The organism is Bacillus pretiosus, assembly GCF_052947655.1.
This window is the reverse complement of record NZ_CM129593.1, coordinates 4,432,889-4,458,694: the sequence shown is the minus strand read 5'-3', so window position 1 is coordinate 4,458,694 and position 25,806 is coordinate 4,432,889. Positions and strand designations below refer to the sequence as shown.

Below are 25,806 nucleotides of genomic sequence, written 5' to 3'. Positions count from 1 at the left end.
AAAAATACTGAAAAATTCGAAGATGCGGAAATGGCATAGCGATAAGGAGGAAGTGAATGGGCGGAATCATTTTCTTTTTAGTGGTCGTATGTTTCATCATTATTCATGTTTTAACGCATAGAAGAATGAATGCTATTAAAAAGAGGTTGTATTTTGTAAGTTTGACTCTTGCTAGTATAGGTGCCTTGATTCCTATATCAGGAGAAAATGAGCCGGATTTTCTTTACTTTGGTGTACCAGCTGAAACGTTTGTTTATTATGGTGTGTGGGAATGTTGGTTTAATCCATTAGGTTTTTTCTTTAACTTTATTTTGTTTTATTGGATTTTGAAGCTATTGTTTAAGTTACGTAAGAGTTCGGATAGAGAAGTGAAAAAATAGAAGGATATGTATGAGTACGGATAGAAAATTGGTTGTTAGTTGATAAGAAAGCTTACGCTACTAATCATTAAGAGATAATAATAGTGTAATTGGATAGGGAAACTACGCTTCACTATATGAACTAGGGGGAGAAGAATGGATTTTTACATTAAAGAGCAGTTATGTAAGCAATATAATTTTAATAGTTTTACGAAAGTTTCATTGTTACATGGGGGAGAAAATCAAACATATATATTAGAATCGGACAAAAATAAATTTGTAGTGAGGCAGTATAGAGAGGGACGTTATACAGCCGAGCAAATAGAAGCTGAAATACATTGGTTAATAGCGATACAAAAACAAATGTTAGTACCAGAAGTAGTTGTCAATAAAAGTGGTGATTTAATCACACCTATTATGAAAGATGAAGGGAATATCCAGTATTTTGTTGTCTTTAGGTTTATAAACGGAAGTGAAATTTTAGAACCAAGGGATAGGGACTATGAAAAAATCGGATCATTAATGCGAAAGTTTCATGAAAAAACAAATGAAGTGCTCAAAAGAGTGCCGCAAACTTGGAGAGGTTATGAAAGGCCTATATATAGTGAGCAAAAGATAATCCACGAGCCTTTACAACGATTACTAAATGCTTCATTTCTATCACATGCGGATAAGCATAAATGCATAAGAATTGCAGAAAGAATACAAGAACTCGCAAATTCAACTCAACTAGGAGAAAAACAATTTGTTCACGGTGATATGCATTTTGGTAATGTTCTTGTAGACAAAGAGGATTGGTATTTACTTGATTTTGATGAATGTGGATTTGGGTATAAAGAGTTTGATATTGGTGTTCCGAGATTACATTTAATTGCTTCGGGACAGTTAGAAGTTGTATGGGGGAATTTCATGATGGGATATGGGGAAAATATTTCGGAAACAGCTATTCGACTTGGGACTGCTTCGAGAATTTTTTATATGGCGGGAAAGATTCCGTTAAGGCTTGATATCGAGCCTATTAGAAAAGATCCCGGTGCTTTTATTCGGCGATATGTTCAGTATGCTGAAGAGGAATTATGTGGTGAGACAATTGTATAACTAAAAAACAGAATATTAATTTAATTAGAGTTTATACTATGTTACAATTGAATTGTAAGGAAATGGATTTTAGGAAGGTGGTATGCAATATGTCATCAGAAGTGCTCTTCTTTGGTGGAATCGCACTATTTTACTTTCTTGTGATGATACCGTTTCAATATTTATACTTACAAGGTTTACATGAAAAAAAGAAACGAACAGGATTATCTCAGCGAGAACTATATGAAAAAATGTCTTTTGAAGAAGAACAATTACATTTTCACGTACAAGGCAACCCCTTTAATATACCTTCTGCTTTTGTTGCATATATGATTTTAAAAGTTAAGGGACGTAAAAAAGCATCACAATGTTGATGCTTTTTTTGCGCTGATTCAGACAGATTTAGCTTCTTCAACTGCTAATGGTAAGAAATGTTTGTATTGGCGAAATCCATTAAATACACTTGCACTACCAAATAGAACAAATAAAACACCAACGATAATTCGAGCGGTTGAAAGTTCTAAAAAGAATTGGTTTATCCCAAAGAATAAGACGAATGAACCAAGTGCCATTGCGGATTTTCCTGAGAGCCAACCTTTCTCCATTGGGCGGTTTGTACGAAAGTATTTTGTTTTGTAGAAGAGGTACAACATAAATGAGACGATAATACAGAAGACTAATACTGGCATAATGCACGCTCCCATCGCTTTGTGAAAAATAATAGTAGAGAAAAAGAAATATCTAAACTTTCTAACTTTTATTATAAAGCAATTGTTCGCATGTATGAAATACTTTCCGTTATAATGGAGGATAAAGTGAAACTTTAATTAGTGTGAGGATGTTTCTACGCTAATGATTTGCCCGCACCAATCGGGCTTTTACTGCACGTTAAAGTGAAGAAGTTGAGTAAAAAGGAGATTATACATATGCATGAGCAAATTTTAAGAGCAATTAAAGAGTTTGATACAATTATTATTCATCGTCATGTGCGTCCAGATCCAGATGCATTAGGTTCACAGGGAGGTCTTGGTACAATTCTACAAGAATCGTTTCCAGAGAAAAATATTTATACGGTTGGGTACAATGAACCTTCACTAGAATATTTACGAGTAATGGATGATATTGAAGATAGTGTATATGAAAATGCACTTGTTATCGTATGTGATACTGCGAACCAAGAACGTGTTGACGATCAACGCTATGCAAAAGGGAAGATGTTAATTAAAATTGATCATCATCCGAATGAAGATCCGTACGGAGATATTACGTGGGTAGATACGACAGCAAGTTCTACAAGTGAAATGATTTATGAGTTTTACAGTTATGGAAAAGATAAAGGATTACAGATAACGAAAGAAGCAGCTCGTCTTATTTTAGCGGGTATTGTTGGGGATACAGGTCGTTTCTTATTCCCGAATACAACAGCGAAAACACTTCGTTATGTAAGTGAGCTTGTTGATATGGATGTGAAGTTCACAGATTTATATAATGAAATGTATAAGACGAAAGAAAAGATTGCTCGTTTAAACGGCTATATTTTACAAAACTTTACGATGGTAGAAGAAGGAGCAGCTTACATTAAATTAACGAAAGAAGTGTTAGAAAAGTTTGATGTACTTCCTTCTGAGGCATCCGGTGTTGTTGGAGCACTTGGTAATATTGATGGATTAAAGTCGTGGGTTCTATTTTTAGAGGAAGACGATGTGATTCGTGTTCGTCTTCGTTCAAAAGGACCAGTGATAAATAAATTAGCAATGCAATATAATGGCGGAGGGCATCCGATGGCTTCTGGTGCAAAAGCATCTTCTTGGGAAGAAGCGGATCGTCTTTTTGCTGATTTACGTGAGTTGTGTAGATAAGAGATTATATATGAAAACGAAAAGAAGGAGCGGCGCTAAAGCCCTCCTTCTTTATTTTTCTTTCTCTATCGTAATGCTAATTTCAAGCACTGTATCAAAAGATATCGTATCGACTTTGAAACGGTATAGCCGATCGTAATGTTTGTACGTTTTGTTTTCGATTACCTTTTTGAGTAGGTCTTTATTTTTTGCTATACTTTGAATGTTTTTCGTTAAAAGATGTTGGAGGTCATTATGGATAGACGTAGTCATATTTTCGAGTGTAAGGTTGTCTAAATCGTATTTTTCTCGATTTATAAGTTTTATTTTAATCTCTTGAATAGTTAAGAGCCGTTTATTTTCTGTATTCAATTTTTCTTGATCTTCGAGAAGGACGTGGAGCTTTGCTTCTTGTTTTTCTATAATTTCTCGTTGCTCTGCTATTTTACTAGCTTGTTCTTCTTGAAAAACACCGTATATGTACAAAAAAACAAACCAGCTCAACACGCCTCCAACAGCAGCACCAGCTAAAACTAAATACCATTTTTTTGCTGTATTGGCACTTGGTACTCTCATACATGTTCCTGCGTTAGCCATTTAATAATAGTAAGACCTGTTTGCATACCACCCGTTGCGAAAAAAATAAGGAGAATTTGTTTTACAATATCTTTCATATCTCCGCCAAAGAAACTTCTTTCAAAGCTATAAAAAGTATCAAATGTTCCGCCAATTGCTGCAACGAGTGCCCAAATTCTTAAATTTTGGGCGAATTGATTAATGTAAGTTAGAGTTGGTTTTCCGATAAGAAATGCACCAAATCCACCAATTAATGAACCACCAAGTATCACCCCAAAGGCAATAAAATAACTAATAATAAGCAGAGAGAAAAAAGTATGTTCTCTTACATCCATCGTCATTCCCCTTTCTTCTTCATATATATGGACAAAGTATAAGAAGTATGTTTTGATTTCCGCTTTCCTCATCACCTATAATAAAAGTAGTCAGATTGGTAAAGAGAGGGTACAACAGTGAAGTTTGTGCATTTACAATGTCAAACCGTTTTTAGTTTATTAAAAAGTGCTTGTAAAATTGATGAGCTTGTAGTCAGGGCGAAAGAACTTGGTTTCTCGTCACTCGCTATTACGGACGAAAATGTTATGTATGGCGTTATTCCGTTTTATAAAGCATGTAAGAAACATGGTATACAGCCTATTATCGGCTTAACAGCTTCTATTTTTAGTGAAGAAGAGGAAAAATCTTATCCGCTTGTTTTACTTGCTGAAAATGAAATGGGCTATCAAAATTTATTAAAGATTTCTAGTAGCATTATGACGAAGTCAAAAGAAGGTATTCCGAAAAAGTGGCTTGCCCATTATGCGAAAGGATTAATTGCTATTTCACCAGGTAAAGATGGGGAAATTGAAAAATTATTATTAGAAGACAAAGAGAGTCAAGCTGAAGAAGTAGCTCGCATGTATCAAAGTATGTTCGACAATTTTTATATGAGTTTGCAGCATCATGCGATTCAAGATGAACTGCTCCTGCAAGAGAAATTACCTGCATTTATGAGTAGGATAAATGTTCCAGTCGTTGCAACAAACGATGTACGCTACATCAATCAAAGTGACGCACTTGTTCATGAGTGCTTATTATCTGTTGAAAGTGGAACGAAAATGACTGATCCAGATAGACCAAGGTTGAAAACTGATCAATATTATTTAAAATCATCAGATGAAATGGAAGCACTATTTTCTCACGTAGAAGAAGCGATTTATAACACAGTAGAAATTGCAGAACGTTGCAGAGTAGAAATACCGTTTCATATAAATCAATTACCGAAATTTCCTGTTCCAGCTAACGAGACGAATGATATGTATTTACGCCGCGTTTGTGAAGAAGGCTTGCAGAAACGATATGGTACGCCGAAAGAAGTACATATAAAGCGTTTGAATCATGAATTAAACGTTATTTCTAGTATGGGGTTTAGTGATTATTTCCTCATCGTGTGGGATTTTATGAAGTATGCGCATGAAAATCATATTTTAACAGGACCAGGACGTGGATCGGCAGCCGGCTCACTCGTTTCTTACGTATTAGAAATTACAGATATTGATCCGATTGAATACGATCTATTATTTGAAAGATTTTTAAATCCTGAACGTGTGACACTTCCAGATATTGATATCGATTTTCCAGATATAAGACGTGATGAGATGATTCGATATGTGAAAGATAAATATGGTCAGCTGCGTGTTGCACAAATTGTAACGTTCGGGACGCTTGCAGCGAAAGCGGCAATTAGAGATATTGCGCGTGTAATGGGGCTTCCGCCGCGAGACATTGACATATTTTCAAAACTTATCCCATCAAAGCTTGGTATAACGTTAAAAGATGCATATGAGGAATCGCAATCACTCCGTGAGTTTATACAAGGGAATCTGTTACATGAGCGTGTGTTTGAAATTGCAAAACGTGTAGAAGGCTTACCACGTCATACGTCTATTCATGCAGCTGGCGTTATTATGAGCCAAGAGCCGTTAACCGGAAGTGTTGCAATACAAGAAGGGCATAACGATGTGTATGTTACGCAATACCCAGCTGATGCATTAGAAGAACTTGGTTTGTTAAAGATGGATTTTTTAGGATTACGTAATTTAACGTTACTTGAAAATATTATAAAGTTTATCGTGAAAAAGACGGGGACACAAATTGATTTAAGAAATTTACCACTTCAAGATGAAAAGACGTTCCAATTGTTAGGTAGAGGGGATACAACAGGTGTATTCCAGCTTGAATCAGGTGGTATGCGAAATGTACTTCGCGGGTTAAAACCGAATGAATTTGAAGATATTGTCGCTGTTAACTCGTTATATAGACCAGGACCAATGGAACAGATTCCAACCTTTATTGAATCAAAGCACGGAAAAAGAAAAATTGAATATTTACATCCGGATTTAAAGCCAATTTTAGAAAGAACATACGGTGTAATTGTATACCAAGAACAAATTATGCAAATTGCGTCGAAGTTGGCGGGATTCTCGCTCGGAGAAGCAGATTTATTACGCCGAGCAGTGAGTAAAAAAAATCGTGATATTTTAGATCAGGAGCGTAAGCATTTTGTACAAGGCTGTTTACAAAATGGTTATGACGAGACATCCGCAGAGAAAATTTACGATTTAATTGTAAGATTTGCGAATTACGGTTTTAACCGAAGTCACGCTGTAGCCTACAGTATGATTGGATATCAGCTTGCTTACTTAAAAGCGAATTATACGCTGGAATTTATGACAGCATTATTATCAAGTGCAATTGGAAATGAAGATAAGATTGTGCAGTATATACGAGAAACGAAGCGGAAAGGTTTTCACGTTTTGCCGCCGTCTCTTCAGAGAAGTGGTTACAATTTCCAAATAGAAGGTAATGCGATACGTTACAGCTTACTTTCAATTCGAAACATCGGAATGGCTACAGTGACAGCATTACTCGAAGAACGAGAGAAAAAAGTATTTGAAGATTTATTTGAATTTTGTCTTCGCATGCCATCAAAGTTTGTAACAGAGCGAAATTTAGAGGCGTTCGTCTGGTCTGGGTGTTTTGACGATTTTGGTGTTTCGAGAACAAATTTATGGAAAAGCCTTAAAGGAGCGTTAGAGTACGCAAATCTTGCACGTGATTTAGGAGATGCTGTTCCAAAATCAAAATACGTGCAAGGAGAAGAGCTCTCTTTTATTGAACAGTTAAATAAAGAGAAGGAAGCACTAGGTTTTTATTTATCAAGCTATCCGACAGCGCAGTATGTGAAGTTAGCGAAAGAATTAGAAATTCCATCTCTTGCTCAGGCAATGCGACATAAGAAAAAAGTACAAAGGGCTATCGTGTATATAACAAGCGTGAGAGTGATTCGTACGAAAAAGTTGCAAAAGATGGCGTTTATTACATTTTGTGATCAAAACGATGAAATGGAAGCAGTTCTTTTCCCTGAAACATATATACATTTCTCAGATAAGTTACAAGAAGGAGCAATTGTTTTAGTTGACGGCATGATTGAGCTTAGAAATCATAAGTTGCAATGGATTGTAAATGGACTATATCCGTTAGAAGAAATGGATGTGTATGAAGAAAAGAAAGATGCATCTGTTTACGTGAAATTGTCGTCTCAGTATGAGAAAAAGCTTTTAAATCAGGTTACTAAAATATTGTTTGACTATTCAGGTTTTGCGAAAGTACTAATTTATTATGAAAAGGAACATAAAATGGTACAATTGTCTCGAAGTTTATCGATTCATCCAAGTGAAGAATGTTTAGGAGCACTTCGTGAAATTGTCGGGGAAGAAAATGTAGTTGTGAAAATATAATGGACAATTTCCCTACACTTCGATTATTATAGTAGTAGTGTTCGTGGTCAGACCACTTGGAGAAATTGATATCAGCTAGAATAATTTGAGGAGAGTGGATAGTTTGTCAACACTTCGTGAAGAAGCACTTCACATGCATAAAGTGCATCAAGGAAAATTAGAAACTGTATCAAAAGTAAAAGTAGAAAATGCAAAAGATTTAAGTCTTGCATATTCTCCAGGGGTTGCAGAACCTTGTAAGGAAATTTATGACGATAAAAGTAAGGTATATGAATATACAATGAAGGGAAATATGGTAGCAGTTGTGACAGATGGAACGGCTGTACTTGGTCTTGGTAACATTGGACCTGAAGCATCTCTTCCAGTAATGGAAGGTAAAGCTGTATTATTCAAGAGCTTTGCTGGTGTAGATGCATTCCCAATTGCCTTAAATACAAACGATGTAGATAAAATTGTTGAAACTGTAAAATTAATGGAGCCAACTTTTGGCGGCGTTAACTTAGAGGATATCGCAGCACCAAACTGCTTCATTATTGAAGAACGTTTGAAAAAAGAAACAAATATTCCTATCTTCCATGATGATCAACACGGAACAGCTATCGTAACAGTAGCAGGTCTTGTGAACGCGCTAAAATTAGTTGGAAAGAAAATGTCTGACATTAAAGTTGTCGCAAATGGCGCAGGTGCAGCAGGTATTGCAATTATTAAACTTTTATATCGCTATGGTGTACGCGACATTATTATGTGTGACCGTAAAGGCGCAATTTATGATGGTCGTCCTACAGGTATGAATCCGGTGAAGGATGAAGTTGCAAAATATACAAATAAGAATCGTATTGAAGGTTCTTTAGCTGACGTTGTACAAGGTGCGGACGTATTCATTGGTGTATCTGCAGAAGGTGCATTAACAGAAGAGATGGTTCGTACAATGAATGACGATGCAATTATTTTTGCAATGGCGAATCCAGTTCCAGAAATTATGCCAGAATTGGCAAAAGCAGCGGGCGCAGCTGTTGTTGGAACGGGTCGTTCTGACTTCGCGAACCAAGTAAATAATGTACTAGCGTTCCCTGGTATTTTCCGTGGTGCACTTGACGTACATGCGACACAAATTAACGAAGAAATGAAGATGGCAGCTGTACAGGCTATTGCTGAGCTTGTAGCAGAAGATGAGTTGAATGCAGACTATATCATTCCGGCACCGTTTGACGCGCGTGTAGCGCCTCAAGTGGCAGCTTACGTTGCGAAAGCTGCAATGGAGACAGGAGTAGCTCGCCGTCAAGTAGATCCAAATGAGATTGCTGAGAAAACAAAACAATTAGCGCTGATTGGTAAAGAATAAGCGAGGAATTTCCATTGACATCATCAAATACAAAAGTATATCTCGAAATTGTAAAAAAAATCCGTTCCATTATGGAAGAAGATGGATTGGTGGCGGGGGATCGTTTGCCGTCTGAGCGTGAGTTAAGTTCACGTTTAAACGTAGGGCGTTCCTCTGTAAGAGAAGCATTGCGTGCTTTAGAACTGGTAGGATTGATTGAAACGAGACGTGGTGAAGGGACGTTTATTCGAAACTTTTACGATAACGGTCTTGTACAATTGATTGCGCCGTTCTTGCTGCAAGATGAGAAAACAATTCGTGATTTATTACAAACAAAACGATTGCTTGAGAAAGATATGATTCGAATTGTATGTAATTTGCCGAAAGAAACGTTTTCTAAAGTGCTAAGAAAATTAAATCAAGTGCTTGAAGAAAATGAAAACTCGATTCCAATGCTTCATCAAACGTTCTTTAAAACACTCATTGAACAAGTCGATAATTATTTACTCTATCGCATTTGGATGATCGTAAATGATTACGTATCAACTCTTTCTTGTGAAGTTTCAGGAGATTCTATCGATATGTATAGAAAGCTTTATGCTACTTTGGAAGAAAAACAAGAAAATGATGCACTAAAAATTTACGATGAATTAGTAGAGAATATACAGTTTCACTCGTAATGTATAAAATTTGTCGAAATGACCATGACACGTTATGACAAACATTCTATCGCGTAGCGGTTAAAGTTAAACGTAAAGAGTGAGGTTATTAGACAGATTGAGAAGATAAGGCTAACATCAAACTTTGGTGTTAGCCCAATTTTCTTCTTGCGCTAACCTTAGCTCTCAACGAAGGGGGTCAAATTGTGCTAAGAGATTTATTCGTGAAAAAGAAAAAGTACGCTGCAATACCTTCAGAACAAGTACGAAAAGATGTACCAGATGGCGTTATGACAAAATGTCCGAAATGTAAAAAAATCATGTATACGAAAGAGCTTCTAAAAAATTTAAAAGTATGTGTGAATTGTGGATATCATCATCCTATGAATGCATGGGAACGTCTTGATAGTATATTGGACGAAGGGTCATTCCGTGAGTATGACAAAGAAATGGTTTCATTAAATCCACTCGAGTTTCCAGGATACGAAGAGAAACTAGAGAGCGATCGTAAGAAGACTAAATTGAACGAAGCGGTTGTAACTGGTGAAGGAACAATTGATGACATGCTTGTTGTTGTTGCAGTAATGGATTCTCGTTTTCGAATGGGCAGCATGGGCTCTGTTGTAGGAGAGAAAATTGCCCGTGCAGTTGAAAAAGCATACGACTTACAAGTTCCATTTATTATCTTTACTGCGTCGGGTGGTGCCCGTATGCAAGAAGGGATATTAAGTTTAATGCAAATGGCAAAAACAAGCGTAGCTTTGAAAAAGCATAGTAATGCAGGAGGGTTATTTATTTCTGTTATGACTCACCCAACGACGGGCGGGGTTTCAGCGAGTTTCGCTTCACTTGGTGATTACAATCTTGCAGAGCCAGGTGCACTTATCGGATTTGCTGGTAGACGTGTAATTGAACAAACAGTGCGTGAAAAACTACCGGAAGATTTCCAAACGGCAGAATTTTTATTAGAGCACGGTCAATTAGATGCGGTTGTGCATCGTGATGATATGAGAGAATCACTCCGTAAGATTTTAGAAGTTCATCAAGGAGGGGAAATGGCTGTATGGCAGAGCTAGAATTTGAGAAACCAGTTGTTGAGCTAAGAAATAAGATTCGTGAACTGAAAGACTATACGAAAAACAGCCAGATGGACTTCAGTGAGGAGATTCGTATTTTGGAAGACAAGCTAGAAAAATTAGAGGAAGATATATACGGCAATATGAAAGTATGGGACCGTGTTCAAATTGCTCGTCATGCAGAACGACCGACAACGCTCGATTATATTGAGCACTTATTTACTAATTTTTTTGAATGTCATGGAGATCGCCTATTTGGCGACGATGCAGCGATTGTCGGCGGCATTGCGAAATATAAGGGGATGCCTGTAACTGTAATTGGGCACCAACGCGGAAAAGATACGAAAGAAAATATTCGTCGTAATTTTGGGATGCCTCATCCAGAAGGATATCGAAAAGCACTGCGTCTAATGAAACAAGCGGAAAAGTTTAATCGTCCTATTATTTGTTTCATCGATACGAAGGGAGCCTATCCTGGTAAAGCAGCTGAAGAACGTGGACAAAGTGAGGCGATTGCCCGTAATTTATTTGAAATGGCGGGTTTAACAGTACCTGTTATTTGTATTGTTATCGGTGAAGGTGGTAGTGGTGGTGCGTTAGGTCTTGGAGTAGGAGATTACATTCATATGCTGGAAAATTCCACGTATTCTGTTATTACACCAGAGGGTGCGGCGGCAATTCTTTGGAAAGACGCTGGTAAAGCAAAAGAAGCTGCAGAAGCGATGAAAATTACAGCATTAGATTTGAAAGAATTAGGTGTAATTGACGAAATTATTCCAGAGGCAAAAGGTGGAGCGCATCGTAACATTTTAAAACAATCAGAAAATATAGATTTAATGCTTAAGAAAACTTTTGAACAATTAAGCGGAATTTCGAAAGATGAATTAATCGAAAAACGTTATGAAAAATATATGAAAATTGGGCAAGTTTCGTTTTCAAACGCTTCCATTGGGATAAAATAATAAAAGCGTGCGTTCCTCTTCGCGAATGCACGTTTTTATTATGAAAAGACACATCTTCTCCATTGTGTTTTTATATTTTTTCGTGTTATTTTATTATAAGGCAAATAATCTTTATGAGGTGAGTACAAATGAAACGTATTGGTGTATTAACAAGTGGTGGAGATTCACCTGGTATGAATGCTGCCATTCGTGCAGTTGTTCGTAAAGCGATTTTCCATGATATTGAAGTATATGGTATTTACCATGGATACGCGGGTTTAATTTCTGGTCATATTGAAAAATTAGAACTTGGTTCTGTTGGCGATATTATCCACCGTGGTGGTACGAAATTATATACAGCAAGATGTCCTGAGTTTAAAGATCCAGAAGTACGACTAAAAGGTATCGAGCAATTAAAGAAACACGGTATCGAAGGACTTGTTGTTATTGGTGGAGATGGCTCTTACCAAGGTGCTAAAAAATTAACTGAACAAGGATTCCCATGTGTTGGTGTACCAGGTACAATCGACAATGATATTCCTGGTACAGACTTCACAATTGGTTTCGATACAGCTTTAAATACTGTTATTGATGCAATTGATAAAATTCGTGACACAGCTACATCTCATGAACGTACATATGTTATCGAAGTAATGGGACGTCATGCTGGAGATATCGCATTATGGGCTGGTTTAGCTGATGGTGCCGAAACAATCTTAATTCCAGAAGAAGAGTATGACATGGAAGATGTTATTGCTCGTCTGAAGCGTGGTAGTGAACGTGGTAAAAAACACAGTATTATCATTGTGGCTGAAGGTGTTGGAAGTGCAATTGACATCGGTAAGCACATTGAAGAAGCAACAAACTTTGATACTCGTGTAACTGTATTAGGTCACGTACAACGTGGTGGATCACCAAGTGCACAAGACCGTGTATTAGCAAGTCGTCTTGGCGCAAGAGCAGTTGAATTATTAATTGCTGGTAGAGGTGGACGCTGTGTAGGTATTCAAGATAATAAACTTGTTGATCATGATATTATCGAAGCGTTAGCTCAAAAGCATACAATCGATAAAGATATGTATCAATTATCTAAAGAATTATCCATCTAATCGGCTTAATGTCGGATATTTGGGAACGGTTTCATAATTTTCGGAGGTGCAATATGCGTAAAACTAAAATTGTATGTACTATAGGTCCTGCTAGTGAAAGTATTGAGAAATTAGAACAATTAATCGAAGCGGGTATGAACGTTGCTCGTTTAAACTTCTCTCATGGTAGCCATGAAGAGCACGGCGCTCGTATTAAAAACATTCGTGAAGCTTCAAAGAAAACTGGTAAAACAGTTGGTATCTTACTTGATACAAAAGGTCCAGAAATCCGTACTCACGACTTCGTAGACGGACAAGCTGAGCTTGTAACAGGTGCAGAAGTAGTTCTTTCTACTGAGCAAGTATTAGGTACTGCAGAGAAGTTCTCTGTATCTTATGCTGGTCTTTATGACGATGTAGACCCAGGTTCTCGTATTCTAATCGATGACGGTCTTATCGAACTAGAAGTAATCGAAAAAGCTGACGGAAACATCCGTACAAAAGTTTTAAACAGCGGAACTGTAAAAAATAAAAAAGGTGTTAACGTACCAAACGTAAGCATTAAGCTTCCTGGTATCACTGAAAAAGACGTAAAAGATATCGTCTTCGGTATCGAGCAAAAAGTTGATTTCATCGCAGCTTCATTCGTACGTAAAGCATCTGACGTATTAGAAATCCGTGAATTATTAGAAGAGCATAACGCTCAATACATCCAAATTGTACCAAAAATCGAAAACCAAGAGGGTATCGATAACATCGATTCAATCTTAGAAGTTTCTGACGGTTTAATGGTAGCTCGTGGTGATATGGGTGTAGAAATTCCACCAGAAGAAGTACCATTAGTACAAAAACGTCTAATCAAAAAATGTAACGTGTTAGGTAAACCGGTTATTACTGCGACACAAATGTTAGATTCTATGCAACGTAACCCACGTCCAACTCGTGCGGAAGCAAGTGACGTAGCTAACGCAATCTTCGATGGTACAGATGCAATCATGCTTTCAGGTGAAACAGCTGCTGGTCAATACCCAGTAGAAGCAGTAACAATGATGGCTAACATTGCAGTACGTGTTGAAAAATCATTACAATATGAAGATATGTTCAAAAAACGTATTAAAGAGTTCACTCCAACAATTACAGATGCAATTAGCCAATCTGTTGCGCATACAGCACTTGCTCTTGATGTAGCTGCAATCGTAGCTCCAACAGAAAGTGGACATACTGCGAAAATGATCTCTAAATACCGTCCGAAATCTCCAATCGTAGCTGTAACATCTGACGAGCAAGTAGGACGTCGTCTTGCACTTGTTTGGGGTGTACAAGCATTTATGGCTGGAAAACGTGCAGCGTCTACTGACGAAATGTTAGATACTGCAATTCAAACAGGTATGGATGCAGGTCTAATTGGACTTGGAGACACTGTAGTAATCACTGCTGGTGTTCCAGTTGCTGAAACTGGTACAACAAACTTAATGAAAATCCATGTTGTTGGTGAAGAAGTTGCGAAAGGACAAGGAATCGGTCGTAAAGCTGCAAAAGGTAAAGTAGTTGTAGCGAAAACAGCTGCTGAAGCTGTAGCGAACGTAAACAAAGGTGATATCCTTGTTACAACAAGCACTGATAAAGATATGATTCCTGCAATCGAAAAAGCTGCTGCTCTAGTTGTAGAAGAAGGCGGTCTAACAAGCCATGCGGCTGTTGTAGGTGTATCAATCGGTATTCCTGTTATCGTTGGTGTAAACGGCGTAACAGCAACTTTAAAAAATGGCCAAGAAGTAACAGTTGATGCAGCACGCGGAATTGTTTATAATGGACATGCGGAAGTGCTATAAGTAATACGAAGAGAAGGATCGGAGTCCTTCTCTTTTTTTTACACAAAAACGAGGTGGAATCAGCTTGAAACGCCTGGAATTACGTTTAAAATCCGTTTGTTACGAGGTTCAATAGGGAAAGGTGTTTAGTTTCTGTGTAGCGTATACGGACGCTCTGGGTTCGTTTAAAGTGATGAGTGAGAGGAGTGTAGAACTATGAAGTGGTTACTATTCTTGTTTATTTTAATACCGGCGATTGAGATTACAGTCTTAATTGGATCGAGTCATGTAATAGGTTTATGGTCTACGTTCGCTATGATTGTATTTACGGGTGTTGTAGGTGTCTATTTAGCGAAAAGACAAGGATTTAAAGTGCTTAGAGAGATTCAATCTAAGTTGAATAGAGGAGAAATGCCAGGAGGAGCGGTACTGGATGGTATTTTTATCTTTGTAGGAGGTATTCTTTTGGTACTTCCTGGATACGTAACGGATATAATAGGTTTGATCTTCGTTATCCCTATGACGAGGGCTTTGTTGAAGCCATTTGTTATGAAGTGGATGGAATGGAAGTTCAGAAAGAGTTCTACTATTATTGTGCAGAAATAGTGCTTAGATTATAGCGATCTAAGCACTATTTTTTTGCCCGCAAAAGGATGAGAGATGGATGAAGTTCTGTTGATTAAAGTTTTGCTGTATCATGCCTTAAAATGTGGTGAATGCGAAGGAGTTAAGTGGAAATCAGACTGCTCATACAAGTCCGGTTGGTGAAAGTTAATAATCGGTGGTGGACAAAATCCTTACTGATCATAGTTTTGCCTTATTATATTTGCTATGTATTTTTCGATTGGATATGGAGGTAGTTCTTAATGAGTGTGTTGTAGGGAAATTCATATGAACTCAAGCTGGTTTTTGTATATAAAAAGAATCAATTGGTATGGAAAAGTTAGATACGAACAGGAAAAATGTTAGTTTAAGTCTTATTTTATACCATTTTGCATATTTATTCATTTACATAAAAAGTAATAAATGTAAGTAATAATTATAAAAATAATAGAATAAATATGTAAAAATACCTCGGAATATGCGTTTTCTATGCAAAAAAAACAAGAGTATTATCCTTTTTGTGGGAAAATCTCTTGTTGTATGTAATGAGTGTGAAAAACAAGTATAAGGAATAATCAGTGGGAAATTCCCACTGATTACATATAAGTTTTTTGTTGTATATGAATTAGAAACTATTATTTTGAAGGTGAGCCTTTAATATATTTCCACAAATCATGGAATACACGAGCTTTGTGCAATGTATTAAGTAGTACTAAGATGACTGGACCGATGATTAATCCTAAAAAGCCAAAAAGCTTAAAGCCGACAAATAGAGCGATCAGTGTTGCTAATGGATCGAGGCCGATATTAGATGAAAGTACTTTAGGTTCCATAATTTGTCTTTGGACAATCACGACGATGTATAAGATGAGAAGACCGATGGCGAAAGCAGTATCGCCAGTGAAAAATACGTATATAACCCAAGGAACGAAGACGGCACCTGTTCCTAAATACGGGAGTAAATCTACAACCCCTGTAATAATCGCGATAGTAATGGCGTATGGTACGCGTAATATTAAAAGTCCGATTAGTACAATAACAGTTGTCATAGATACGAGTGTAAGTTGCGCTTTAACAAAACCAAATAAAGCTTTTCTTAAGTCGACAAAAATAGTTTTTCCATAGCCATGAACACGATTGGGCAAAAATTTTCTTACTTTCTGAGCGAGACGATGCCAATCGTAACTAATGAAGAAAGTGGCTAATAAAACGAATACAAGGACAGTTAAAGTGGTTGGTAATGCACTAATGAAATTTGTTAACCCGCTTATAATAGCAGTTAAAAGTTCTTTCATTTGCGTCGTTGCTTCGGTTCCTAAGTTTTGAATGTTTTGTGTAATCGTATAGCGCTGTGGTTCCCCAAGATGATTAAATTTAGAAATTAAATCATCATAGAGAGGCATAATATGATTAAGTGCAAATTGCTCTGCGAATTTAACGATATCCGGGAACTTTACTGTAACAAGTTGTAGTAAGTATGTTGTGGCCGATATTGCTTCCGTTACAAGATATGTAACGAGTCCGACGATAGCTCCGAATACGAGAATTAAGCTAACGAGTACTGCTAGTGCGCGAGGAAATTGTAGTTTTTGATTAAGGAAATTGACGACGGGATTAATCAAATAAGCAAATGCGAAAGCGATAATAAAAGGATAGATAAGTCCTGACATATATAGTAATGCATAGAACCCGGCTACCGTTGCTACAATGACAAATATGAGTCGCAATATCATATATAGTAAGTTTCGGTTCAAAGATGTATACCTCCCATTCCAATTTGGATTATCCTAATTCGTTCAACTTATAACGAGTGTGCTGCACTGATTAAAGTTTCACTTTATGTTATAGTGGAATGATGGATTTTTCCTGCTTTTTCAGTACATGAGTGACTGTAAAAGCTTGGTGTTGATGCTTCTACTATATGGTAAAAACTTCATTTTTTCTTCTTTTTATTTTACCTGTTTCTTATTAGAAAAGAAAGGAGAGACAATCGTTTTCAAAAATGTATATAGGCTTAAATTTTTGATGATGAAAGTCTCAGTTTAGCATTTTAAAATACATAAAAAATGAAGTGGTTATTGTTGAATATACATCGATATAGCATGTATAACGATAGGTTTAAAGGTATTTTTGTTTGGAAATGAGTTCATTATTTTCAGAAAGGAAGTGTAAACATGATTAGTCAGTCAACGTTATTTTTATTCATACTACTTATTATAGGACTTGTTGCTAAAAACCAATCGCTTACTGTAGCTATTGGTGTGTTATTTTTATTGAAATTTACGTTTCTAGGAGATAAAGTCTTTCCTTATCTACAAACGAAAGGGATTAACCTCGGTGTAACGGTTATTACAATAGCAGTACTCGTACCGATTGCAACGGGGGAAATAGGTTTTAAACAACTTGGAGAAGCGGCGAAATCGTATTATGCATGGATTGCTTTAGCTTCAGGGGTAGCGGTTGCTTTGTTAGCGAAAGGCGGCGTACAATTATTGACGACGGATCCTCATATTACAACTGCGCTCGTTTTCGGGACAATTATAGCGGTTGCTTTATTTAATGGAGTTGCTGTAGGTCCATTAATTGGGGCTGGAATTGCCTATGCAGTTATGAGTATTATACAGATGTTTAAATAAGGAATTTTATAGTAATATAAAATTTTTGAATTCTTTCTGTTCACAAAAGTCAGATAATTGTTTATAATAGGATTAGAAACTTTGAAAAGTTACATAACAGCAGAGACTTTACACCAGATAAAATAAAAACAACATAAAACAATTTTATAATGATATTGTTTTATGTTGTTTTTATCATAAAACTCTTCGGGATTAATTTTCCTCACTAACTTGTTGTTTTGAGCGTGAGGATTCGGGGAGACATTCACGCTCATGCTTTCCATGTAAACAATGGACAATAAGAGGGGAACATCGCAACAAATTTGCATGATCGTGCATTTTGCTTGCCTAAAGAGTGAACGGGCGTTCATAATTCAAAAGGGAAGCAAATAGATATAAGGAGCAAGGTTGGGAGAATTTTCAGGAAAAGGAGAGAATGTCATGACTGTTATTCGAGGTTTAGAAGGGGTAGTAGCAACAACATCATCTGTGAGCTCTATTATTGATGATACATTAACTTATGTTGGGTATAATATTGATGATTTAGCTGAGAATGCTACATTTGAAGAAGTAGTGTACTTATTATGGCATCGCAAGCTTCCTAATGAACAAGAACTAGCGAAATTTAAAGAGATTGTATCGGAATACTATAAAGTTCCAGGTGAGATTTTAACATATTTGAAACAAGTAGATTTAAAAATCGCACATCCGATGTCTGTTTTACGAACTGCAATTTCCATGCTATCATTATATGATGAGAGCGCTGAAATTATGGATGAAAACTCCAATTATTTGAAAGCGGTTAAATTGCAGGCTCAAGTGGGAACTTTAGTTGCTGCTTATGCAAGAATTCGTAAAGGTTTAGATGTTGTTGAGCCTAGAAACGATTTATCATTAGCTGCAAACTTCTTGTACATGTTAAATGATCGCGAGCCAAATGAAGTTGAAATTGAAGCTTTTGACAAGGCGCTTGTACTTCACGCAGATCATGAGTTAAACGCTTCTACATTTACTGCACGCGTTTGTGTAGCTACACTTTCAGATGTATATTCTGGTATTACAGCAGCAATCGGTGCGTTAAAAGGTCCTCTTCACGGCGGGGCAAACGAAAATGTAATGAAGATGCTAACTGAAATTGGCGAAGAAGAAAATGTAGAATCATATATTCATAATGCTCTTCAAAATAAAGTGAAAATCATGGGCTTTGGCCACCGTGTATATGAGCAGGGTGATCCGCGTGCAAAACATTTACGCGAAATGTCTAAGAGATTATGCGTGCTTTTAGGAGAAGACAAATGGTATAATATGTCTATCAAAATTGAAGACATTGTAACAAAAGAAAAAGGTCTTCCACCAAATGTTGATTTCTATTCAGCTTCTGTATACCATTGTTTAGGAATTGACCATGACTTATTTACACCTATTTTTGCAATTAGCCGTATGTCAGGCTGGTTAGCTCATATTCTAGAACAATATGAAAACAACCGTTTAATCCGTCCGCGTGCTGATTATAATGGACCAACACATCAAGTGTACGTTCCAATTGCACAACGATAAGCGAAAAACACTATTTTGATAGTGAAAATACGCTTTCAAAAGTCTGATTTTTTCGGAAAGACGTAATGATTAGAATATTTTAATTTAAATAACGGTTTGAACTGAGGGGTTATTCCCTCAGTTTCATACATATGAAATTTCAAACATGGGGGTTATCACATTGACGACAGGTGAAAAAATTACTGTAACTAATGGTGTTATGAATGTACCAAACAATCCGATTATTCCATTTATCGAAGGAGATGGAATTGGTCCTGATATTTGGGCAGCTGCATCTCGTGTACTAGAAGCAGCAGTTGAAAAAGCTTATGATGGTGAGAAGAAAATCGTTTGGAAAGAAGTGCTTGCAGGGGAAAAAGCATTCAACCAAACAGGCGAGTGGTTACCAGAAGAAACTTTAAATTTAATCCGTGAATATTTAATCGCGATTAAAGGTCCACTTACAACTCCAGTTGGCGGTGGTATTCGTTCTCTAAACGTAGCACTTCGTCAAGAATTAGATTTATATGTATGTCTACGTCCAGTTCGTTATTTTGATGGTGTTCCTTCACCTGTAAAACGTCCGGAAGATACTGATATGGTTATTTTCCGTGAGAATACAGAAGACATTTATGCTGGAATTGAATATGCACAAGGATCTCCGGAAGCAGAAAAAGTCCTTGCTTTCTTAAAAGAAGCAATGGGTGTTAATAAAATCCGCTTCCCAGAAACATCTGGTATTGGTATTAAACCAATCTCAGAAGAAGGGACAAAGCGTCTTGTTCGTGCTGCAATTCAATATGCAATTAATGAAAAACGTTCTTCTGTTACATTAGTTCATAAAGGAAACATTATGAAATTTACAGAAGGTGCTTTCAAAAACTGGGGTTACGAAGTAGCGGAACAAGAATTCGGCGATAAAGTATTTACTTGGGCTGAATATGATCGTATCGTTGAGAAAGATGGTAAAGATGCAGCGAATAAAGCGATGGCAGACGCTGAAGTGGCTGGGAAAATCATCGTAAAAGATTCTATTGCAGACATCTTCTTACAACAGATTTTAACTCGTCCACGTGAGTTCGATGTTGTTGCAACAATGAACTTAAACGGAGACTACATCTCTGATGCACTTGCTGCACAAGTAGGTGGAATTGGTATTGCACCTGGTGCAAACATTAACTATGTGACTGGACATGCTATCTTTGAAGCTACACATGGTACAGCTCCAAAATATGCAGGTTTAGACAAAGTAAACCCATCTTCAGTTCTTCTTTCTGGTGTATTATTATTAGAGCACTTAGGATGGAACGAAGCTGCGAAATTAGTAACTGATTCAGTTGAGAAAACAATTGCTTCAAAAGTAGTAACTTATGATTTCGCACGCTTAATGGAAGGTGCAACAGAAGTGAAATGTTCTGAGTTCGCTAATGAACTTATTAAAAACATGGATGTAGCGATAATCAAAAACGCATAATTAAAGCGGGGGGTAAATTATGACAATCAAACGCAAGAAAGTTTCAGTCATCGGTGCAGGATTTACAGGAGCAACAACAGCATTCTTATTAGCACAAAAAGAACTTGCAGATGTTGTATTAGTGGACATTCCACAACTGGAAAATCCAACAAAAGGGAAAGCGTTAGATATGTTAGAAGCGAGCCCAGTACAAGGTTTTGATGCTAACATTATTGGAACATCTGATTACGCAGATACTGCTGATTCTGACGTTGTCGTTATTACAGCAGGTATTGCACGTAAGCCTGGTATGAGCCGTGATGACTTAGTAGCAACAAACTCTAAAATTATGAAAAGTATTACGCGCGACATTGCAAAACATTCACCAAATGCGATTATTGTTGTGTTAACAAATCCAGTTGATGCAATGACATATTCTGTATTTAAAGAAGCAGGATTCCCGAAAGAGCGTGTTATCGGTCAATCGGGCGTATTAGATACAGCTCGTTTCCGTACATTTATTGCACAAGAATTAAATCTTTCTGTGAAAGATATTACAGGATTTGTTCTTGGTGGACACGGTGACGATATGGTACCTTTTGTACGTTATTCTTATGCAGGTGGCATTCCGTTAGAAACGTTAATTCCGAAAGAGCGTTTAGAAGCAATCGTAGAACGTACCCGTAAAGGTGGCGGCGAGATTGTAGGCTTATTAGGAAACGGTAGTGCATATTACGCACCAGCTGCTTCTTTAGTTGAAATGACAGAAGCAATCTTAAAAGATCAACGCCGTGTATTACCAGCTATTGCGTACCTTGAAGGTGAATATGGTTATAGCGACCTTTACTTAGGCGTACCAGTAATTCTAGGTGGTAACGGAATTGAAAAAATTATTGAGTTAGAACTTCTTACAGATGAAAGAGAAGCGTTAGATCGCTCTGTAGAATCTGTACGTAATATAATGAAGGTTCTTGTTTAATAATTAAATATTAAGTAGAAAAAGATTCGGGGCCCCGAATCTTTTTCTACTATTTATTCAAATGTTTTTTTGAAATAATATGAAAACGCTATCATTTGGTGTATCCTATAATGAAACTATAGATTTATACTATACATTGCCCTCATCATAGTAAATTTCGGATAAGGTATCGCTATTAGTAGGATAATAAGGTGAAAAAATCGGAGGGGGTTGTAACATGTTAAAGAAAAAAGTTCAAATTGGTCGTAGAATGGATGAAATTACAGTAGGAGAGAAATTATCTATCACTGAAAAAATTGAGGATAAAGATTTGTTATTGTACTTAGGGTTAACGAATGATGCCAATCCATTATATATTCAGCATGATTACGCATCCCAAACTCCGTATGAAAAGCCGATTGTACCAAGCATTATGCTAACGGGAATGATTACAACGGCAGTTACGAAATATTTACCAGGTCCAGGCAGTCATATTACTAGGAAGGACCTTACGTTCGTGAAGCATGTTCATCATTATGAAACGTTACAAATCCATTTTGAAGTTGTAGCTGTTTCTGAGGAGGAACATACAATTGATATGCTTGTATCTGCTCATGATGAAAAAGGAGAAACGGTTGTAAAGGGTTCTTTAACAGTAACGCCGCCTTTTAAATCAGTTTCTATTATGGAAAAAGCATTAGATAATTTTTAAAACATGAAAATATGAATAGCGCTAGCATACCTTTCTATAAGTGGGCTAGCGTTATTTTTAGTTGAAGAATCCTTGTGTGAATCCTTCGGCGAAATCGGAACAACCTGTTTTAATAGTATCCCAGCTTGGGGCGTTGAAAGTAAGAATACATGTTACTACTAAAGATAGAATAGGTAGAACTAATCGCATAATAGACCTCCGTGTTTTTAATATTTATATATTTAAATTAATAATATAAAGATTAATAATGTAAGTCAATAAAAGGGGTGATTTTTAAGGTGAAGTGGAAAAAAGAAGATGTTATCTTTGAAACGATAAGAGAAGCTGAAGTGTGGGCAGACGGGGTCGCGAATGAAATGTATGGAAGACTATTTGATATATATGAAACACCGGACTATAAAATAGCGTATGCTCTTTCGTTTTTCCTAGCGCAGGAGAGGGGATTTGTGGTTCATACGGAAAAATACTTTGAAAAAGGTAGGTTTATCTACCGAGTTTGGATAGCGGAGAGGGAGAGAGAATGAAGTTTTAATTGCTTTTATTTTCGAAGCATTAGTAGAAACGAGCCCATGAATAGACAATTATATTGAGAGGGACCTTGTTTTCTAGTATGATGAGAATAACGGGGAAAATACTAGGATGAAGAAGGTTTCAAGTCTATAACTTGGAGGAAAAGAATGAACAATCGTATTTTAGTAGTTGATGATGAGGAATTTATCTTAACTTTAATTGAATTTAATCTACAACAAGCTGGGTTTGAAGTGATAACAGCGATGGATGGAGAAATGGCGCTTCAAAAAGCGACAACAGAACGCCCAGATTTAATTATATTAGATTTAATGCTTCCAAAAATGGATGGTATGGAAGTGTGTAAAGAATTACGATTGCAGCGCGTTATGACGCCGATTTTAATGTTAACAGCAAAAGATGATGAATTTGATAAAGTGCTAGGTCTTGAACTTGGGGCAGATGATTATATGACGAAGCCATTTAGCCCAAGGGAAGTTGTTGCGCGTGTGAAGGCAATTTTGCGCCGCACGAAATTACAACAAGAAGAACAAGTGAAAGAAGCGTCAGATGAAGAGAGCATCACACTTGCTGAACTTAAAATTTTGCCGGAATTTTATGAGGCTTATTTCCAAGGAAGAAAGCTTGAATTAACACCAAAAGAATTTGAACTACTTGTTTATCTTGCGAAAAATAAAAGTCGCGTGTTGACACGTGATCAATTATTAAGTGCTGTATGGAACTATGATTTTGCTGGTGATACACGAATTGTTGACGTTCATATTAGCCATTTGCGCGATAAAATTGAACAAAATACGAAAAAACCGACGTACATTAAAACGATACGTGGTTTAGGATATAAATTAGAGGAGCCAAAAGGGGATGAATAAATTTCGTTCCAGGCTTCTTTTTACATTTGTTTCTCTTATTGTTTTTATTTTAGTTGGACTAGGTTTATTACTGGAAACCGTGTTTGAAAACTACTATATAGATCATGCAAAAGAGAGAATGGTAAAAGAGACAGAGTATGTTGCGGTATTAGCAGAAGAACAGGGTTTTGATGATGTTTTAAAAAATCCATATGTATTTGAAAAGTTAGAAGAAAAAATACAGGCTTCTATTGCATTTGTAGATGAAAAAAAGAAAGTTCAATATAGCGGAGGAGAACAGTCTGCTTTTAGTGAAGGGATAATTAAAGAACTTTCTTCTGAAACAACAAAACAAAGAAACAAAGTCATTACGAAAGAAACAGATCAGAATAATGAATTTTACCATGCGGTATTCGTTCAAGATGTAGCAGGGAAACAAGGGTACATTTTGGTGAAAAGTACAATTGAGCCTTTGAAATCTGTTCATCAAAAAACGTGGGGATTATTAATTATCGGATTTGTTATCGCTTGTCTCGTAGTCGTATTTTTAGGTATGAAAATTACAGGGCAATATATTAGGCCAATTGAATCCGTTACGAAAGTTGCTATCGAATTAGCGAAGGGAAATTATAAAGCACGCGCTTATGAAAGTCATTCGGATGAAACAGGAATGCTGAGTAAAGCAATTAATATTTTAGCCCGTAATTTACAAGAGATGACACTTGAGCAAGAAATGCAACAAGATCGTCTGCATACGTTAATTGAAAATATGGGAAGCGGAATGATTTTAATTGATAGCCGCGGTTATATAAACCTTGTAAACCGTTCTTATAAGGAGACTTTCCACGTAACAGATGAAGAATATTTAGATCGTTTATATTATGAGTCGTTTCATCATACAGAAATTATAGAGCTCGTGGAAGAAATCTTTATGACAGAAGTGAAAGTGCGTAAACAAATGTTATTGCCGCTTGGAATTGAGCGAAAGCATTTTGAAGTATATGGAGCACCGATTATCGGGACGAACCATGAATGGAAAGGGATTGTCCTTGTATTCCATGACATTACTGAGCTAAAGAAATTAGAACAAATGAGAAAAGACTTTTTAGCGAATGTTTCTCATGAACTAAAGACACCGATTACTTCTATTAAAGGTTTTTCAGAAACGCTCTTGGACGGTGCTATGGATAATAAAAAATTCTGCGAACATTTCTTGCACATTATTTTAAAAGAAAGTGAACGCATGCAAGGGTTAATTGAAGATTTATTAGATTTATCAAAGATTGAGCAACAAGGATTTAAATTGAGTATGGGGACCGTTGATATGAAGGGACTTCTTGAAGACATTCATATGGTGCTTGATAACAAAGCAGGAGAAAAAGAAATTTCTTTACAAGTAAATGCGCTAAAAGGAGTCTCGGTCATTGGAGATCCAAGTCGTTTGAAGCAAATCTTTATTAATTTAATGAATAACGCAATCGTATATACGCCGGCTGGAGGCGTTGTTTCTGTAGAATTAGTAGAAGATAAATATAATGCTTATATAAAAGTATCGGATACGGGAATTGGTATTAGTAAAGATGAAATTCCGCGTATTTTTGAACGCTTTTACCGAGTGGATAAAGCGAGAAGTAGAAATACTGGTGGTACAGGCCTCGGATTATCGATTGTAAAGCATTTAGTTGAGGCACATCACGGTACGATTACAGTGGATAGTGAAGTTGGGGAAGGGACAACATTTACAGTTGTTTTACCAAAATCAGCAACTGAAAAATAGGATGAAGGATGTTTACAATATATTAACAATGGCTTAATTAAATATTAATAAAGGTCTGTTAATATAATACATGAAAACCCCTTCATCCAAGGAGTAATTTTGGACGAGAATAGTTATGCTGTTCTCGTCACTTCCCTTTTATGTTAGTAAACGTTTATATATATGATAGAAAATAGCCGTTATTTTTCTTCTCTCTATTAGTCATGTTAATATAGAGAGAGGAAAGGAACGGTTTTTTTTCTGTGAAAAAA

The 25,806-nt window shown here is 36.6% G+C and carries 25 protein-coding genes; 20 read left to right on the top strand and 5 right to left on the bottom strand.

The genetic code is table 11. The features are described 5' to 3' along the window. The first annotated feature begins 56 nt into the window (after nucleotides 1-56). The 3 genes from ACU8YW_RS22925 (at nucleotide 57) to ACU8YW_RS22915 (ending at nucleotide 1,810) form a co-directional block, all read left to right on the top strand. Nucleotides 57-380, top strand: a complete 324-nt coding sequence (locus ACU8YW_RS22925) for a hypothetical protein (protein ID WP_088064555.1) — start codon at nucleotides 57-59, stop codon at nucleotides 378-380. A 135-nt stretch (nucleotides 381-515) separates the two neighbouring features. After that, a complete protein-coding gene (locus tag ACU8YW_RS22920) occupies nucleotides 516-1,457 on the top strand; it encodes a phosphotransferase enzyme family protein (protein WP_426934090.1) in 942 nt (313 codons plus the stop codon). Between the two features lie 89 nt (nucleotides 1,458-1,546). After that, nucleotides 1,547-1,810, top strand: a complete 264-nt coding sequence (locus ACU8YW_RS22915) for a DUF3949 domain-containing protein (RefSeq protein ID WP_142291818.1) — start codon at nucleotides 1,547-1,549, stop codon at nucleotides 1,808-1,810. An 18-nt stretch (nucleotides 1,811-1,828) separates the two neighbouring features. Here ACU8YW_RS22915 and ACU8YW_RS22910 read toward each other — a convergent pair whose 3' ends face one another. Next, nucleotides 1,829-2,125: a YtpI family protein gene (locus ACU8YW_RS22910; protein WP_088064553.1), complete on the bottom strand. Its 297-nt coding sequence runs from the start codon at nucleotides 2,123-2,125 to the stop codon at nucleotides 1,829-1,831. 237 nt (nucleotides 2,126-2,362) lie between these two features. Between ACU8YW_RS22910 and ACU8YW_RS22905 the strand changes: the two genes are divergently transcribed. Continuing rightward, nucleotides 2,363-3,295, top strand: coding sequence for a DHH family phosphoesterase (locus ACU8YW_RS22905; RefSeq protein WP_087985387.1), 933 nt, complete (start codon nucleotides 2,363-2,365; stop codon nucleotides 3,293-3,295). Nucleotides 3,296-3,346: 51 nt separating this feature from the next. On the opposite strand, the gene ytrI is transcribed toward ACU8YW_RS22905, so the two are convergent. Together ytrI and ytrH are read right to left on the bottom strand one after the other, a co-directional pair. Then, nucleotides 3,347-3,850 (bottom strand): sporulation membrane protein YtrI, encoded by a 504-nt coding sequence (gene ytrI, locus ACU8YW_RS22900; protein WP_046958744.1) that lies wholly within the window; start codon nucleotides 3,848-3,850, stop codon nucleotides 3,347-3,349. Further along, entirely contained in the window at nucleotides 3,847-4,260 is a 414-nt protein-coding gene (ytrH, locus tag ACU8YW_RS22895) for a sporulation membrane protein YtrH (RefSeq protein ID WP_073516695.1), read from the bottom strand. The genes ytrI and ytrH overlap by 4 nt, the downstream gene beginning before the upstream one ends. A 42-nt stretch (nucleotides 4,261-4,302) precedes the next feature. Between ytrH and dnaE the strand changes: the two genes are divergently transcribed. The 8 genes from dnaE (at nucleotide 4,303) to ACU8YW_RS22855 (ending at nucleotide 15,131) form a co-directional block, all read left to right on the top strand. Continuing rightward, nucleotides 4,303-7,629 (top strand): DNA polymerase III subunit alpha, encoded by a 3,327-nt coding sequence (gene dnaE / locus ACU8YW_RS22890; RefSeq protein WP_060486540.1) that lies wholly within the window; start codon nucleotides 4,303-4,305, stop codon nucleotides 7,627-7,629. Between the two features lie 133 nt (nucleotides 7,630-7,762). Beyond that, the gene (gene ystJ, locus ACU8YW_RS22885; RefSeq protein WP_161796084.1) at nucleotides 7,763-8,971 is read left to right on the top strand and encodes an NADP-dependent malic enzyme; all 1,209 of its coding nucleotides are present in this window, start codon (nucleotides 7,763-7,765) and stop codon (nucleotides 8,969-8,971) included. 14 nt (nucleotides 8,972-8,985) lie between these two features. Continuing rightward, entirely contained in the window at nucleotides 8,986-9,630 is a 645-nt protein-coding gene (locus ACU8YW_RS22880; RefSeq protein WP_000204434.1) for a FadR/GntR family transcriptional regulator, read from the top strand. 185 nt (nucleotides 9,631-9,815) lie between these two features. Continuing rightward, the gene (accD, locus tag ACU8YW_RS22875) at nucleotides 9,816-10,685 is read left to right on the top strand and encodes an acetyl-CoA carboxylase, carboxyltransferase subunit beta (protein ID WP_000942866.1); all 870 of its coding nucleotides are present in this window, start codon (nucleotides 9,816-9,818) and stop codon (nucleotides 10,683-10,685) included. Beyond that, on the top strand, nucleotides 10,673-11,647 hold the full coding sequence (gene accA / locus ACU8YW_RS22870; RefSeq protein WP_000818786.1) for an acetyl-CoA carboxylase carboxyl transferase subunit alpha: 975 nt from the start codon (nucleotides 10,673-10,675) through the stop codon (nucleotides 11,645-11,647). The genes accD and accA overlap by 13 nt, the downstream gene beginning before the upstream one ends. A 128-nt stretch (nucleotides 11,648-11,775) precedes the next feature. Next, nucleotides 11,776-12,735 (top strand): 6-phosphofructokinase, encoded by a 960-nt coding sequence (pfkA, locus tag ACU8YW_RS22865; RefSeq protein ID WP_000821162.1) that lies wholly within the window; start codon nucleotides 11,776-11,778, stop codon nucleotides 12,733-12,735. A gap of 53 nt (nucleotides 12,736-12,788) precedes the next feature. Then, complete coding sequence (pyk, locus tag ACU8YW_RS22860; protein WP_001232677.1) at nucleotides 12,789-14,546, top strand: pyruvate kinase; 1,758 nt, start codon at nucleotides 12,789-12,791, stop codon at nucleotides 14,544-14,546. Nucleotides 14,547-14,741: 195 nt separating this feature from the next. Next, on the top strand, nucleotides 14,742-15,131 hold the full coding sequence (locus tag ACU8YW_RS22855; RefSeq protein WP_048544357.1) for an FxsA family protein: 390 nt from the start codon (nucleotides 14,742-14,744) through the stop codon (nucleotides 15,129-15,131). Between the two features lie 632 nt (nucleotides 15,132-15,763). On the opposite strand, the gene ytvI is transcribed toward ACU8YW_RS22855, so the two are convergent. Then, complete coding sequence (gene ytvI, locus ACU8YW_RS22850) at nucleotides 15,764-16,882, bottom strand: sporulation integral membrane protein YtvI (RefSeq protein WP_001081380.1); 1,119 nt, start codon at nucleotides 16,880-16,882, stop codon at nucleotides 15,764-15,766. A gap of 420 nt (nucleotides 16,883-17,302) precedes the next feature. Here ytvI and ACU8YW_RS22845 point away from each other — a divergent pair, with 420 nt between their 5' ends. The 5 genes from ACU8YW_RS22845 (at nucleotide 17,303) to ACU8YW_RS22825 (ending at nucleotide 22,402) form a co-directional block, all read left to right on the top strand. Continuing rightward, entirely contained in the window at nucleotides 17,303-17,764 is a 462-nt protein-coding gene (locus ACU8YW_RS22845) for a DUF441 domain-containing protein (RefSeq protein ID WP_000625511.1), read from the top strand. A gap of 387 nt (nucleotides 17,765-18,151) precedes the next feature. Continuing rightward, nucleotides 18,152-19,300, top strand: a complete 1,149-nt coding sequence (gene citZ / locus ACU8YW_RS22840; protein WP_000503659.1) for a citrate synthase — start codon at nucleotides 18,152-18,154, stop codon at nucleotides 19,298-19,300. A 160-nt stretch (nucleotides 19,301-19,460) separates the two neighbouring features. Beyond that, the gene (gene icd, locus ACU8YW_RS22835; protein ID WP_000206896.1) at nucleotides 19,461-20,753 is read left to right on the top strand and encodes an NADP-dependent isocitrate dehydrogenase; all 1,293 of its coding nucleotides are present in this window, start codon (nucleotides 19,461-19,463) and stop codon (nucleotides 20,751-20,753) included. 19 nt (nucleotides 20,754-20,772) lie between these two features. After that, entirely contained in the window at nucleotides 20,773-21,711 is a 939-nt protein-coding gene (mdh, locus tag ACU8YW_RS22830; protein WP_446894005.1) for a malate dehydrogenase, read from the top strand. 217 nt (nucleotides 21,712-21,928) lie between these two features. Next, nucleotides 21,929-22,402 carry a MaoC family dehydratase gene (locus tag ACU8YW_RS22825; RefSeq protein ID WP_000914190.1) on the top strand — a complete coding sequence of 158 codons (474 nt, stop codon included), beginning with the start codon at nucleotides 21,929-21,931 and terminating at the stop codon, nucleotides 22,400-22,402. A gap of 57 nt (nucleotides 22,403-22,459) precedes the next feature. Here ACU8YW_RS22825 and ACU8YW_RS22820 read toward each other — a convergent pair whose 3' ends face one another. After that, a complete protein-coding gene (locus ACU8YW_RS22820; RefSeq protein ID WP_002122970.1) occupies nucleotides 22,460-22,591 on the bottom strand; it encodes a hypothetical protein in 132 nt (43 codons plus the stop codon). A gap of 89 nt (nucleotides 22,592-22,680) precedes the next feature. Here ACU8YW_RS22820 and ACU8YW_RS22815 point away from each other — a divergent pair, with 89 nt between their 5' ends. From ACU8YW_RS22815 to phoR, 3 genes are all read left to right on the top strand, one after another. Further along, the gene (locus ACU8YW_RS22815) at nucleotides 22,681-22,926 is read left to right on the top strand and encodes a hypothetical protein (RefSeq protein ID WP_426934089.1); all 246 of its coding nucleotides are present in this window, start codon (nucleotides 22,681-22,683) and stop codon (nucleotides 22,924-22,926) included. 153 nt (nucleotides 22,927-23,079) lie between these two features. After that, nucleotides 23,080-23,799, top strand: coding sequence for a two-component system response regulator PhoP (gene phoP, locus ACU8YW_RS22810; protein ID WP_001065223.1), 720 nt, complete (start codon nucleotides 23,080-23,082; stop codon nucleotides 23,797-23,799). Then, nucleotides 23,792-25,555 (top strand): sensory box histidine kinase PhoR, encoded by a 1,764-nt coding sequence (gene phoR, locus ACU8YW_RS22805; protein WP_088064549.1) that lies wholly within the window; start codon nucleotides 23,792-23,794, stop codon nucleotides 25,553-25,555. Before phoP ends, phoR begins: the two co-directional genes overlap by 8 nt. Nucleotides 25,556-25,806: the final 251 nt, after the last annotated feature.

Excerpts from the sequence above, each read along its gene's own strand:
- ACU8YW_RS22925 (WP_088064555.1), top strand. The coding sequence starts at position 57 with ATGGGCGGAATCATTTTCTTTTTAGTGGTCGTATGTTTCATCATTATT.
- ACU8YW_RS22920 (WP_426934090.1), top strand. The coding sequence starts at position 516 with ATGGATTTTTACATTAAAGAGCAGTTATGTAAGCAATATAATTTTAAT.
- ACU8YW_RS22915 (WP_142291818.1), top strand. The coding sequence starts at position 1,547 with ATGTCATCAGAAGTGCTCTTCTTTGGTGGAATCGCACTATTTTACTTT.
- ACU8YW_RS22910 (WP_088064553.1), bottom strand. The coding sequence starts at position 2,125 with ATGCCAGTATTAGTCTTCTGTATTATCGTCTCATTTATGTTGTACCTC.
- ACU8YW_RS22905 (WP_087985387.1), top strand. The coding sequence starts at position 2,363 with ATGCATGAGCAAATTTTAAGAGCAATTAAAGAGTTTGATACAATTATT.
- ytrI (WP_046958744.1), bottom strand. The coding sequence starts at position 3,850 with ATGAGAGTACCAAGTGCCAATACAGCAAAAAAATGGTATTTAGTTTTA.
- ystJ (WP_161796084.1), top strand. The coding sequence starts at position 7,763 with ATGCATAAAGTGCATCAAGGAAAATTAGAAACTGTATCAAAAGTAAAA.
- accA (WP_000818786.1), top strand. The coding sequence starts at position 10,673 with ATGGCAGAGCTAGAATTTGAGAAACCAGTTGTTGAGCTAAGAAATAAG.
- pfkA (WP_000821162.1), top strand. The coding sequence starts at position 11,776 with ATGAAACGTATTGGTGTATTAACAAGTGGTGGAGATTCACCTGGTATG.
- pyk (WP_001232677.1), top strand. The coding sequence starts at position 12,789 with ATGCGTAAAACTAAAATTGTATGTACTATAGGTCCTGCTAGTGAAAGT.
- ACU8YW_RS22855 (WP_048544357.1), top strand. The coding sequence starts at position 14,742 with ATGAAGTGGTTACTATTCTTGTTTATTTTAATACCGGCGATTGAGATT.
- ACU8YW_RS22845 (WP_000625511.1), top strand. The coding sequence starts at position 17,303 with ATGATTAGTCAGTCAACGTTATTTTTATTCATACTACTTATTATAGGA.
- mdh (WP_446894005.1), top strand. The coding sequence starts at position 20,773 with ATGACAATCAAACGCAAGAAAGTTTCAGTCATCGGTGCAGGATTTACA.
- ACU8YW_RS22825 (WP_000914190.1), top strand. The coding sequence starts at position 21,929 with ATGTTAAAGAAAAAAGTTCAAATTGGTCGTAGAATGGATGAAATTACA.
- ACU8YW_RS22820 (WP_002122970.1), bottom strand. The coding sequence starts at position 22,591 with ATGCGATTAGTTCTACCTATTCTATCTTTAGTAGTAACATGTATTCTT.
- phoP (WP_001065223.1), top strand. The coding sequence starts at position 23,080 with ATGAACAATCGTATTTTAGTAGTTGATGATGAGGAATTTATCTTAACT.
- phoR (WP_088064549.1), top strand. The coding sequence starts at position 23,792 with ATGAATAAATTTCGTTCCAGGCTTCTTTTTACATTTGTTTCTCTTATT.